The sequence below is a fragment of the Microcoleus sp. ARI1-B5 genome (assembly GCF_036705795.1).
In the GTDB taxonomy this organism is placed as follows: Bacteria; Cyanobacteriota; Cyanobacteriia; order Cyanobacteriales; family Microcoleaceae; genus Microcoleus.
Genome location: NZ_JAUBVK010000003.1, coordinates 265,979 through 277,372, shown reverse-complemented (window position 1 = coordinate 277,372; position 11,394 = coordinate 265,979). Strand labels below are relative to the sequence as shown.

The following is an 11,394-nucleotide window of genomic DNA, read 5'->3' as shown; positions in this document are numbered from 1 at the left end:
TTACCTGACACCCAAAAATTTATCTAAATTCGGTACATCAACCCAAGTTCCCGTAGCATTTGACTCAGTAGTCAAATCCATCAACAACTGCGAGTAAACCCCTTCTTTCAGCGACGGTATCAAAGATTTCCCCGCATCAATTGCTTCCACCCACCTATCTACTACTCGAATAAACGGTGCAATTCTCCCGTCTGGATAAACTTGAGGAAACTCCAATCTCTGAGGAATCTTAATTTCAGCTAAAGGTTCTCCACCTTGGGAGCCCCACAAGCGAAATCCGTGTACGTAATCCTGCTGGTTGTCGCTTCCCAAAACTAACGTACCCTTACTCCCGTAAATTTCGACCCAATGTCCCCGCCCTTGATAGGTAACAGAACTCAAGCAAACTTGACAAGGCGTTCCCCCGGCCAATTCCAGCATCAACGTGCAAGAATCATCGGCATCAACGGGTTTTAACTTTCCCGAATCATGGGGATCGGGACGCGCCGAAATTCCTGTAATCAATTGCCCAGACAGCCTCTGCACAGGGCCGAACAGCCAGCTAATATAATCAAAAACGTGAGAACCTGTCGCGCCCAAAACTCCGCCGCCCCGCTCTTTTTGCGCGTACCAATTCCAAGGGCGAGTCGAAGGGGCGCGGCCCGACACCAACCAATCAATCTTAATTAAACGGTTTTCTCCGACATATCCTGCTGCTAATAATTCTGCTAGCATTTGCCATGCGGGGATGAAGCGAAACTCAAAGTCCATTGTGGCAATGGCTGCGGTTTTAAATTCGCTGTTTGTTAATCGGTAAAGTTCCCTGGCTTCGTTGGCTGTCAGGGCTGTGGGTTTTTCTAATAATAAATGTTTCCCTGCTTCCAAGACGGTTTTTGCCATTTCAAAATGCAAAAATGGCGGCGTGGAAATGCTGACGCCCGCTACTTCTGGGATCGCTACTATATCTGCGATCGAGTTGCAAGCGTAGGGGATGTTGTGGGCGCTGGCGATCGCATGAGCTTTCTCTAAATTCCGGTGGTAAACAGCCACAACCTCTGTTCGGTGGTGTGCCTGGAATCCGGGAAGGTGTACTTTTTGACCGAAACCTGTACCGACTACTGCAACGCCAATTTTTGACATAATTTAATCATTGGGAATTGGGAATTGGGAATTGGGAATTGGGAATTCTCCCATCTTCTATCTGGGAGAATCTTTGAGGATCTTAGAGCAAAGACTTATACAAAAGCTGGTGCAGAGTTAATCTCATGAAGGTATTGTTGATGAAACCAATTTTTTTCTAAGTTTTTTCTAATCTTGTTAAAAAAATCGCCCTAAAAAGGAACTATTACCTATTGATTTTTCGAGACTGTTGGGGTATATTTTAGATAATGGGAGTGGTGACTTAAAATTTATTTTTTTCACCACTCCCATTATTTAATTGTACTTCCTAGGAGTTTCAAAGTCAAGCTTTTGGCATTAAAAAAAGGGCGATTTTTTTTAATTTCTAAAAATCAAAATAATTGGCTCATGACTAATTCTCGGTTAGGTTCTAACTTCTAGTTTCTGGCTGCGAGACTGTCCATTCAATTACTTGTTTGCCCAAACTAACGCCGTCAAACAAGTCAATTTCTCGGATGCCTGTAGGGCTGGTGACATTAACTTCGGTGAGATAACCGCCGATGATATCAATGCCGACAAAGTACAGTCCGTCTCGTTGCAGCACCGGTGCTAACTGCTGGCAAATTTGATGTTCGCGATCGGTAATTTCTGTTTTTGCGACTCGGCCGCCGACGGCCATGTTGCCCCGAAATTCATTGCCGGTGGGAATGCGGTTGATAGCACCGATGGGCTTGCCGTTCAACAGAATTATCCGCTTGTCTCCCTCTTTTGCTTCGGGGAGATAAGTCTGAACCATCACTGGAATTTGCCCTTGTTGAGTGCTAATTTCGACCAGGGAGTTGAGATTGCGATCGCCCGCTTCCAAGAACAAAATCCCCTCGCCAGCTTTGCCGCCCAAGGGTTTAAGAACTGCGGCTCCTTTTTTCTCAACAAATTGCCGAATTACCTGCTTGTTTTGAGAAACAATTGTTTCGGGGATCGCTCCCTCAAATTGCAAAGCATACATCTTTTCATTCGCCGCCCGCAATCCTTTGGGACTGTTAACTACCAAAGTTTTCGCGGGATCGATGCCGTCTAGAAGGTAAGTTGCGTAGAGGTAAGGAACGTTGACTGGGGGATCGGTCCGCATAAATACTGCGTCCATTGCTTCGAGTGGCTGCAATGTAGGCGATTCTACCTCGTACCAAGCCTCAGCGGCTTCCCAGCGTCCCTCTACCTGTGTTACTGGGCTGAGGGCTACCCGACTGAGCATTGCCCAGGTTTTGCCGCCGATGATGCTTAATTCGTTGGCTTGAGTCGCCCAGACTTCGTGACCCAACTGTTGAGCTGCTTCCATCAGCGCTACGCTGGTATCGTGTGCTGGAATTAGTCGAGGGAGGGGATCGATGATGAATGCAAATTTCATTATCAGTTACAATTAAGAATTGGTCGAAGGTAAAATTGGGCAAACTCAAAATTTAACGGGGAATGCCTCATTTTGCTGCTAGCAGCGGGTCTAGCCGGCCTTGAGCATCGAGTTCGTGGAGGTCGTCGCAGCCGCCTACGTGTTGGTCGTTAATGAATATCTGGGGCAGGGTGCGGCCTCCGTTGGCTCGATCGGTCATTTTATCCCTTGCGGCTCGATCTCCGTCGATCGCATATTCTGTAAAATCAACCCCTTTTTGCTTCAGCAGTGCTTTAGCACGAATGCAAAACGGGCAGGTTCTCCAAGTGTAAATTTCTACTTTAGGGGTCATGGGACGCTCAAACAATAAGAATATTTTTTTATTGTAATCTTAACCAATCTTATTTTAATTTTTATATACAGCAACAGCGCCCGACGGTTACTACGTTCTCGCATGGCACTTGGATGATGCGGTGGATTGCTTCTGACTTCTCTTTTTGATAACTAAAGCCTTCTTCCTTCTGCTATAGTTGCAGCCCGAAAGCTGTAAGGTGATTGTGTATACATTTTTTTAACTTTTACCTAAAAATAAAAAAAACACCCGCGCTTCAAGAAACGGAGAGATTTTGATGCGCAAGCAGCAGCTTGGGCCTGCCTACCGTTGCTGACCGACCTGCTTGTTTCGTTTTCTGCTGAAACAGATGATTCCTGCGCCTGTCAACAGGAGTGCTACCACACTACCCGGTTCTGGGATAGTTGTTGTCCTCAGGACGGGGGGGTTTGTGTAGATGTTTGGAAAAGTCGGCAAAGGCGTCGCTATGGGCGCAGGCACTGGCGCGATCGGGTTTTGGATCGCCGCAGGTACCTGGGTTTCTTCCAATAGCGGTATCAGATCTTGTGTTGGTGGTGGTGATTCGACAGGAGCCACCGGCGCTACGGGCTCTACTATTATCGCGGATGCTGCTGGTGATTCGACTGCCGACGGCGACGCTGTTGGCTCTACTATCGGTGCTGGTGCTGGTGATTCGACTACCGACGGCGACGCTGTTGGCTCTACTATCGGTGTTGGTGATGGTGATTCGACTAGCGGCTCGGACGGTACCGGGTCTCGCAAGGATGCTGGTGATGTCGGTACTGGTTCTGGTACGGGTGTTGGTGATGTCGGGCTGGGGGAACTGTCAGGCACGCAGGCACTGGAATAGTTTCCGGGCCCGCACACATCGATTGCTGCTGAAGCCGGAGGGGCGGCAGCTAGATAGTAGAACCCTGTTGCCATTGTGGCAGAGAGTCCAATTGCTAGTTTTGCCAGTGGCGTACACATAACTATTTAGTTAAACAGTGGTAAAATCGGAATTATAGAAATAGTGCTAGAGATTAGCGCTGCACGGCGGGTCTGGATTTTAGAGTTCTTACCATAAATTGATTTTTTTCTCTCCCGGGCGCCTGTAAAAGATAGTATAGTGCTTGAGGCGATCGCCCAAACACTTTCATCATCTTATTTTATTTCACCCTAGCCCCACCTACGATGGTTTGCACCGTCTCGCAACATCTTTGGGCAACCTCTCAATCAACTGCCCTTACAGCCATTAACCAAGAGAGTTTTTACCTTGACCGGCGCCTCCTGAAATTAACTATGTAACCGAGCTCAAACAGGCTCTGCTGTATTGTACTTGGCAATCTACAATCTGACTACTCTTTTATAGTCTCATGCTTCGACTCGATCTGTCCTCAGTATATGTACGTGTATTCCCGAATGTCAACTACTTAAAAGGAATATTTAAGTATTTACCGAGGGTAGAGGGCGTATTGAATGAGCTGAGCTAGTCGATCGCGGAGGCTTTCCATCCCGAGACCTTTGGCGGCCGAGATAAATACGGCTTGAGGAAACTCTTCTCTGGCGAGGGCGAGAGTATCTCCATCTACGGCATCGATTTTGTTAAAAACTACAAGGGCGGGCCCGGGAGTTACGGGCATATCTGTCAAAATATTCATGACCGATCGAATTTGGCTCTGCCATGCCGGATGAGAGAGATCGACGAGGTGCAGCAAAGCATCGGCGTCTGTGACTTCTTCGAGGGTAGCCCGAAAAGCGTCGATCAAGGACGGGGGCAGTTCGCGAATAAAGCCCACTGTATCTGTGAGGACGATCGACAAAGGTTCGCCGCTGATGCCGTTGGGAATCGTCAGCCGTCGGGTGGTGGGGTCGAGGGTGGCAAATAACTGATCGGCTGCGTAGACCTCGGAATTGGTGAGCAGGTTGAGCAGAGTCGATTTACCGGCGTTTGTGTAGCCGACGATCGCCACTGAGGGTACGTCCATGTGGTGCCGGTTCTGCCGCAGCCGAAAGCGGTGGGCGAGCAGTTGATTTACTTCTTGCTGCAATCTTGAAATGCGTTTGGCGATCGTCCGGCGTTCTGTTTCGAGTTTAGTTTCCCCCGGGCCTCTGGTACCGATGCCGCCGCCTTGTCTCGACATTGCCTGACCGCGACCTGTCAGGCGGGGCAGTGCGTACTCTAGCTGAGCGAGTTCGACTTGCAATTTACCCTCGCTCGATCGCGCTCTTTGGGCGAAGATGTCGAGAATTACCTCCGTGCGATCGACTACGCGGATACCGATCAGAGTTTCCAAGTTCCGTATTTGTGCGGGAGACAAGTCGCGATCGAATACCACGAGGTTAGCGCTAATCGTCTGAGCGGTGAGGGAAATTTCTTGAACTTTGCCTTCGCCGACGACTGTCTGCGGATGGGGGCGCGATCGTTTTTGACGAACTGTTTGGAGTACCTGACCTCCGGCGCTTTCCACCAGCCGCGTGATTTCTGCGAGTCCGTCCTCAAAATCCAGCAGAGTCATCTGCTGAGTCATGACACCCACCAGCAGCACTTTATCTTCGTCTGCATCGACCTGCTTAGCGACAAACTCTGCTTGAAAGTCTGCTTCGAGTCCTTCCACCAACTCCAGAAAGTCTTGGTCTGCGAGGTCGTCCAAACTCAGTGGTTCTGATATTTTCCAGGGAAAGTTTTGAGTTTTGATGGGTGAGTTTTGAATTGAAAGCTCTTCTATTTCATCAGTTGAAGCTGGTTCTAACTGAGCGCTCAACACAGAGAACTCAAAATTTGGCCTGTCTCCCTGGGGTATCAAATGAGCGAGATAAGTTTCTTGGATGTAACCCGTCGCACCGCCGCCGCGGCGCTGAAATCCTCCGCCGGTCAGCGTCAGCCAAACGAGGGCATCGAGGCGCTGAATTGCCATGGCGGTGAGGGCTGCTTCGCTTGGGGTTTCTGGCTTCAGGTGGGTGGCGATGCAGCGAATGCCGCTGAGGCGACCTCCCCCGTAGCGGGGCAATTCTAGGGGCGCAATCTGCGTTTGGCGGGGTGTACCGACGCCGACGCGAATTACTTGTCCGCGGCGGTTGATGTAGGTGCAGATTGGTTTGTCTATTTCGGTGCTGATGGCGGCGACACGCTGGGCGAATTCTGCCGTGGTGATGCGATCGCCCGGTAGTCGCTGGTGGTACAGCTTTTCGAGTTGCTTGAGCTGGCTGGACTTTAAACCCTGAAGATTGCCGTAGATGGTTTCGATAACTGTTTCTCCCGATCGTTCTATCTATTTCCTATTTTAGTTAACTCCAGGGCGATCGTGTTCGGGTTTGCAGTGGAAATTTAGTAGTTTTTTTTCCCTCTGGGAGCTCGCGGAGTCAGCATTGTCGGGTATCGGGCGCCGTTGTTTGCCGCCCCGGAGGCTCCGCGAGGCTTTCACTGCAGCCATCTCTACTTGCAGTTGTCTTTAGTATCTACAGATACAGGCGATCGCTTAAAAAATACTTTTTAACAAAACTTAACACTTATTTTTGGTCTCAAAATCCTCCTTTAGACTTGTGTGTATTTTGAGCCTATCGGCAGATAGCAAACTAGAAATTAGGTCGCTACGATGATAAGCGAAACATTGTTAAGGAATGTAAAAACATGGAAACCCGTCCTACAAACTTACCTCCAACAGCTAATGCCTACAACGGCAAAGATCGGAACGCCTTTCTGTTTGGCTTAAACCCGCAAGCAGAACTTTGGAACGGTCGCTTAGCGATGATCGGTTTCTTAGCTTATTTGCTTTGGGACATGGCTGGATATAGCGTTCTGCGCGACATACTGCACTTTCTGCCTACCTACATCGCTCGCTAATAACGAGCAGTCTTTCCTGTCTGGCAGCATGAGGAAATGCCGCAACTGCCAGACAGCCTAAAAGTTACAAATGGCAGCGAGTAGGGTTTTGTCCCTTTGTATCTTTCGTTACTTTTGAATGGCATTAAAAGACTTCTTGCTGTGATTCGACGATTGCGGGTGGGGGCGCTCCGCTGGCGCGGTGAATATTGAGAGCAAAACAGATATTTATTGCGTAAAGCCGATCGCCCCTGCTGTATTGTTGGCAAGAAATCTCATCGAGCATTTCTGATACTTTATGAAAAATAGGAGCATCCACAATGATTAACTCAAATTTACTGGCAGTAGTAGAATCCACTCTGACTGACACAGCATCAGGAAATTGGCAAAAGCCTCTAGTGATGTTTGTTTGCAATATCTTAGCGTTGCTAGTTATCAGTCGCAGAATTTGGTATCCCCACGTCGGGCCGAAAATGCCTTTGCCCTTCCCCTCTCTGTTCAACAATGTTAGCGTACCGGCATTTCTCGCTTGCATGAGCGCCGGTCATTTGCTGGGAGTATTCGCGATTTTGGCGCTGAGTATCGACAAGGCTATCTAGTAGCAATGGCGCGGCTGTTTTGGCGATTTGTTGCTGCAATTCGTTGGTTAAACGGCGGACAAAAAATGGCAGGGGTAAGTGAAAAGCACTCACCCCTAATTTTAATTTTCTCTAGAATTGGATGAATAACTGCATCTAAACGAGCAATCTAGAAGCTGGTAAAACAAGCAATCTCACTCACAGATTCTCCTTGCTGAATGAGGCTTTCTAATCCTCGGAGATAAGCATCCCCTACTGGCTCATAGGTTGTCTGAGAAAACACGAACGTTGCATTGACGTTAATACGATCGCAAATGAGTTGTTCAATCGCCGGCAGCATGATTTGAGCGGCTGGAATTCTGAGCATTAAATTACACCAGCCGACCGAACGCCAAAGGATTTGAGCTTCAGCGATCGCACTTTGGGCCTGCAATAGCGAGTGAGGAGTCAGATCAACTTGAACATAACCATTTTAGGCCGAGCGGATAGCTTGATATGTTGGTGGGCTAGTGTACTGAAGTCGAGATCGTATTTCTTCGATTCAATTGCAGCTTGCAAGCTTTGAAAGTTTGGCAGCACCCCTCATAGTCCATCGTCATCAATCTAGGGCTGCAACTTACTGTTGGTAATCCAACTTCGCTCAAAATTATCCAGCCCAACCGATTGTGCCCGTCGCCGCAGCGCCACAAATTCATATCATTTTATCGAATGGGATATAGCCATTTGCGAAATAATTGTGTTAAGCGCGGCATGACCAAATAGGTGAGCAACATAACAGTGAGACCTGTGATCGTCAGAGTTGTGAGCAACGCAGGAAGCCATGATAGTAGCGGTACCAGCAAACGATTGAGAATAGAAATGGTAAAAAACACTCCCAACCATGTAACTAACGCCATTTTGTAGCGAGGGGGTGGAGCCTTCATCGATTTATTGGGCAGCGTAAACCAGGTTTCCAATCCGGTAAGGGTTTGAATATCTTCTGGCCTTTCAATCAATGGCTGCAATCGCTCAATCCACTCTCGCCGAACATCAGATTCAAGCCAAACCTTGAGATTGTCGTAGCAATCGAACTTGAGAATGACCACGTACTCAGGATGAGCGTGATCCTGGGGTCGAATAGTGCTGACACCCAGATGTCCCTTGGATTTTCGTGCATCTGCGGCGATGCCATGAAACCATGCTTCGTAACCTTGCTCGCGCCCCGGTTTCACTACATGAGAGATCACAGCGGTGACTAGATAGTTGTCTTCACTGGTATTGCTCGCCAACGGTTCTTCCAACATAGAATTTAGAGAATTAACTGAGAGAAAAGTTTTATTCAAAACAACGACCCTAGAGACATCAAATTGCTGGGCAATTTTCGGCAGCACGTCTTGAAACAGAAGGGAGATTAACGAATGCGATCGAGAGGGTTTTGCCTGAGATGAAATGACTAAAAAAAGACTTACAATCCTTGAGAATAGCTATTAAAAACACCCTCTACGTGACTTACAACAAAGTTGTTGTCACCGCTACGTTCCACGTAAAATTGATAACCTAGCGATGACAATATTAACTCAGTTACACACGAGCTAAATAAACTAGGCGCTTTCTCACTACTTATTAGGAGATCCAGCATTTGCCGTTGCTGCATAGCTGGTCATCAGGTTTTTGTAGTCAGGAATAAACTCTGCTAACAGACTACCCAGTCCTTCAATATCGTTGCGCCAGTCACGGTGCAATTCACACACAACGCTAAACCAATTGACCAACTGAACTCCAGCACGAGACATTCGCTCCCAAGCTGCATAGCGACAGGCTTCATCGAAGGTTCCAGAGGCATCGGTGACAACAAAAACCTCATAACCTGCCTCCAATGCCGAAAGCGCACAAAAAGTAACACATACATCAGTGACAATTCCGGCCACGATCAATTGCTTTTTACCTGTTGCTTCTACTGCTTTAACAAAGTCCTCGTTGTCCCAAGCGTTGATTTGTCCGGGACGCGGAATAAAGGGAGCATCTGGAAACTTCTCCTTCAGTTCAGGGATGATGACTCCATTGGGGCCTTGCTCAAAGCTAGTTGTCAAAACTGTAGGGAGGTTGAAAAATTTGGCTGCACTTGCCAGGGCCAGCACATTATTTTTGAAGTCGGCGGCACCAATATCACGCACAAGTGAGAACAGTCCAGTTTGGTGATCGACCAGCAGAACCGCAGCATTATTCTTGTCTAGACGGTTGTATTTGAATGTAGACATCAGGTATTTCTCCTATTTGGGTTATGGTTGAATGAGGAATTGCAGAATGGAGTCAAGAATCAGAAAGCCTTGAGTTGTACAACTTAAATGTGATTTTTTATTACAAGCGAAACGTCTATTTCCTCTAAATGGCTTATGGCGTAACCTGTTGCGGCATGAACTCAGTTTGCAAAATCTTACCAAATTTCACCACTCAAGATCCGCAAGTTAAGCGCTAAGTTAACGCGATCGCCCTAATCTCGACACAGGTTACACCAACGCCCCTAACGCTTTCAATGTCGATTTTTGAGCGAGCGTCAATCCAGTTGCCCCTTGAATATTCATGCCTTCATAGACCCGATCGCCCATCAACGTCCTAATACAGCCACCAGTTGCGACATCCCACACTTTAATGGTGCGAATGATAAATTAGGTCTTTTGGGCAATGATATAAACATGATTTTCAGGATACTGATCATATTCCAGATGGCGGCAGGTTCAGTGATGCTCAACCAAAATTTGCAGGAAAGTATCTACACCCAAAGTGCTGTAATCAAAGTCTTGACCTTGAAATGCTCCCGAAACCTCGCGGATTGTATGTCCGCCACCACAAGTGAACAGGATCACTCCATTGGGTTCAAGCGCGTCGCATAGCTTTTGTATCACAGGCGCTTGCCTGTTGATTGGCAGATGAAACGTGCTATCCCACGCTGCAATCAGGCTGTAAAGTTTCGGTGGCAGCCAATCACAAATGTCTTCCCGGTAAAACGTGATTTCTGGATGTAGCCGCTGGGCTAAATCGATCATTTCCCTAGAAATATCAAGTCCTTCAGGCTGAAATCCATGCTTGGAGAAACTGTTGATAAAACGCCCGCTGCTTCCACACCCGACATCAAGTGCTGCGTGCTGCTTAGAAGTAAATTTTATCGCCCGTTCTAATTGGGCAATCCCGTAGGTTGAATCTTGATGCTCAGTTTGCCACCATTGGGCAATTCGGTCGTAGCGGGCCGATGTATCATTTGGCTCCATAGAGTGACCTCATAAGTGGCGATCGAGATTTTCAGGGCAATTAAAATCTTTCTCCACGGTACACACAGACTACGCGATCGCCCCTAACCCTCTCAATGTCGCTTTTTGAGCGTTTGTTAATCCCGTTGCGGCTTGAATATTCATTACATCTTGAACACTACCAAATTTTTCAATGTTTCAATTTCTGGCTGTCAGTGGGAAAGTGGCGATTTCTGTTGGAGATTCTGGCAGAGGGGGGCGCAGACAAAGATAAACTAGCGGCCCTAACAGCGGAACTAGAGACACTGCCCAAAAAATGCGATCGTCCGAGAGTCCGCGGCGTGCCATGTCGTCTCCCAAAAGTGAGGGAAATATTACAGCCATCAAGCAACAATCCCAAGTTATTAAATGCACAAAAGGAATTGATTGCCACTGCCTGACATAATCTCCCCAATCTCCATTTAACCAAGCCCAAGCTAACAGCCAGAGAGTAGTTAGTAAAAGTACAATGCCTGTCCAGCGGGAGTCTGATATTTTGATCGACATATCTTTGCGGCCCGAAAATTGTGGCTGAGGCTGGCGCAGGAGTAAGTAGGGAATTAAGCCGATGATGCCGGCGCCGTTGGAAGCAATGAAAGCAGGCCAAGCGGATATATTTTGGGTTCTCTCATCAATAAATAGGAAGCAAGCGTAGACCATCGGCCACACTCCCATGAGAGCGAATACCGTTACCAGGTAGGGGTTAATTCCTTCTAGCTGCAATTTGAGCATTTTTTCAATAACTGTTAGCGTTCCGGGCCGATCGAGAGGAGCTAGCAGCAAGGTGTAGGCAATAAATGTTGCCCACAGCAACCCCAGAAATATTTTTGTTTTCATCAGATATAACGAGTAGTTGAACCCGACTAAACTAAATTATGGTAAAGTAGCGGCCGAGTTAGCGGCGTCTATCTTAAGTG

Annotated in this window: 13 protein-coding genes and 1 pseudogene; 4 read left to right on the top strand and 10 right to left on the bottom strand. The window is 47.7% G+C overall.

Annotation, left to right across the window (positions count from 1 at the left end; translation table 11 throughout):
* The 3 genes from QUB63_RS06470 to grxC form a co-directional block, all read right to left on the bottom strand.
* Window positions 1-1,119: a Gfo/Idh/MocA family protein gene (locus QUB63_RS06470; RefSeq protein WP_332943974.1), complete on the bottom strand. Its 1,119-nt coding sequence runs from the start codon at window positions 1,117-1,119 to the stop codon at window positions 1-3.
* Window positions 1,120-1,528: 409 nt separating this feature from the next.
* Window positions 1,529-2,503 carry a glutathione synthase gene (gshB, locus tag QUB63_RS06465; RefSeq protein ID WP_332943973.1) on the bottom strand — a complete coding sequence of 325 codons (975 nt, stop codon included), beginning with the start codon at window positions 2,501-2,503 and terminating at the stop codon, window positions 1,529-1,531.
* Between the two features lie 67 nt (window positions 2,504-2,570).
* Window positions 2,571-2,834, bottom strand: coding sequence for a glutaredoxin 3 (grxC, locus tag QUB63_RS06460; protein WP_332943972.1), 264 nt, complete (start codon window positions 2,832-2,834; stop codon window positions 2,571-2,573).
* Window positions 2,835-3,270: 436 nt separating this feature from the next.
* Between grxC and QUB63_RS06455 the strand changes: the two genes are divergently transcribed.
* Complete coding sequence (locus QUB63_RS06455) at window positions 3,271-3,684, top strand: hypothetical protein (RefSeq protein WP_332943971.1); 414 nt, start codon at window positions 3,271-3,273, stop codon at window positions 3,682-3,684.
* 583 nt (window positions 3,685-4,267) lie between these two features.
* On the opposite strand, the gene hflX is transcribed toward QUB63_RS06455, so the two are convergent.
* Window positions 4,268-5,908 (bottom strand): GTPase HflX, encoded by a 1,641-nt coding sequence (gene hflX, locus QUB63_RS06450; protein ID WP_332944228.1) that lies wholly within the window; start codon window positions 5,906-5,908, stop codon window positions 4,268-4,270.
* Here hflX and QUB63_RS06445 point away from each other — a divergent pair.
* Both QUB63_RS06445 and QUB63_RS06440 read left to right on the top strand, forming a co-directional pair.
* The gene (locus tag QUB63_RS06445; protein ID WP_293297880.1) at window positions 5,901-6,038 is read left to right on the top strand and encodes a hypothetical protein; all 138 of its coding nucleotides are present in this window, start codon (window positions 5,901-5,903) and stop codon (window positions 6,036-6,038) included. The genes hflX and QUB63_RS06445 overlap by 8 nt on opposite strands.
* Window positions 6,039-6,444: 406 nt before the next feature.
* A complete protein-coding gene (locus QUB63_RS06440; protein WP_293261442.1) occupies window positions 6,445-6,657 on the top strand; it encodes a chlorophyll a/b-binding protein in 213 nt (70 codons plus the stop codon).
* A 124-nt stretch (window positions 6,658-6,781) separates the two neighbouring features.
* Here the strand turns inward: QUB63_RS06440 and QUB63_RS06435 are convergent, their stop codons facing one another.
* Window positions 6,782-6,955 (bottom strand): hypothetical protein, encoded by a 174-nt coding sequence (locus QUB63_RS06435; RefSeq protein ID WP_332943970.1) that lies wholly within the window; start codon window positions 6,953-6,955, stop codon window positions 6,782-6,784.
* Window position 6,956: 1 nt separating this feature from the next.
* On the opposite strand from QUB63_RS06435, the gene QUB63_RS06430 reads away from it, so the two are divergent.
* Window positions 6,957-7,235: a photosystem I reaction center subunit PsaK gene (locus QUB63_RS06430; RefSeq protein WP_332943969.1), complete on the top strand. Its 279-nt coding sequence runs from the start codon at window positions 6,957-6,959 to the stop codon at window positions 7,233-7,235.
* 148 nt (window positions 7,236-7,383) lie between these two features.
* Here QUB63_RS06430 and QUB63_RS06425 read toward each other — a convergent pair.
* The 5 genes and pseudogenes from QUB63_RS06425 to QUB63_RS06405 form a co-directional block, all read right to left on the bottom strand.
* A pseudogene (locus QUB63_RS06425) lies at window positions 7,384-7,674 on the bottom strand (transaldolase family protein); the annotation flags it as partial.
* 241 nt (window positions 7,675-7,915) lie between these two features.
* The gene (locus QUB63_RS06420) at window positions 7,916-8,584 is read right to left on the bottom strand and encodes an antibiotic biosynthesis monooxygenase (protein WP_332943968.1); all 669 of its coding nucleotides are present in this window, start codon (window positions 8,582-8,584) and stop codon (window positions 7,916-7,918) included.
* A 225-nt stretch (window positions 8,585-8,809) separates the two neighbouring features.
* Window positions 8,810-9,451 (bottom strand): isochorismate family cysteine hydrolase YcaC, encoded by a 642-nt coding sequence (gene ycaC, locus QUB63_RS06415; protein ID WP_332943967.1) that lies wholly within the window; start codon window positions 9,449-9,451, stop codon window positions 8,810-8,812.
* Window positions 9,452-9,928: 477 nt separating this feature from the next.
* Entirely contained in the window at window positions 9,929-10,459 is a 531-nt protein-coding gene (locus QUB63_RS06410; protein ID WP_332943966.1) for a class I SAM-dependent methyltransferase, read from the bottom strand.
* Between the two features lie 177 nt (window positions 10,460-10,636).
* A complete protein-coding gene (locus tag QUB63_RS06405) occupies window positions 10,637-11,314 on the bottom strand; it encodes a DUF2834 domain-containing protein (protein ID WP_332943965.1) in 678 nt (225 codons plus the stop codon).
* Window positions 11,315-11,394: the final 80 nt, after the last annotated feature.

Coding starts and splice junctions, on each gene's coding strand:
- QUB63_RS06470 (WP_332943974.1), bottom strand. CDS start 1,119: ATGTCAAAAATTGGCGTTGCAGTAGTCGGTACAGGTTTCGGTCAAAAA.
- QUB63_RS06410 (WP_332943966.1), bottom strand. CDS start 10,459: ATGGAGCCAAATGATACATCGGCCCGCTACGACCGAATTGCCCAATGG.
- QUB63_RS06405 (WP_332943965.1), bottom strand. CDS start 11,314: ATGAAAACAAAAATATTTCTGGGGTTGCTGTGGGCAACATTTATTGCC.
- QUB63_RS06440 (WP_293261442.1), top strand. CDS start 6,445: ATGGAAACCCGTCCTACAAACTTACCTCCAACAGCTAATGCCTACAAC.
- gshB (WP_332943973.1), bottom strand. CDS start 2,503: ATGAAATTTGCATTCATCATCGATCCCCTCCCTCGACTAATTCCAGCA.
- grxC (WP_332943972.1), bottom strand. CDS start 2,834: ATGACCCCTAAAGTAGAAATTTACACTTGGAGAACCTGCCCGTTTTGC.
- QUB63_RS06455 (WP_332943971.1), top strand. CDS start 3,271: ATGTTTGGAAAAGTCGGCAAAGGCGTCGCTATGGGCGCAGGCACTGGC.
- QUB63_RS06430 (WP_332943969.1), top strand. CDS start 6,957: ATGATTAACTCAAATTTACTGGCAGTAGTAGAATCCACTCTGACTGAC.
- ycaC (WP_332943967.1), bottom strand. CDS start 9,451: ATGTCTACATTCAAATACAACCGTCTAGACAAGAATAATGCTGCGGTT.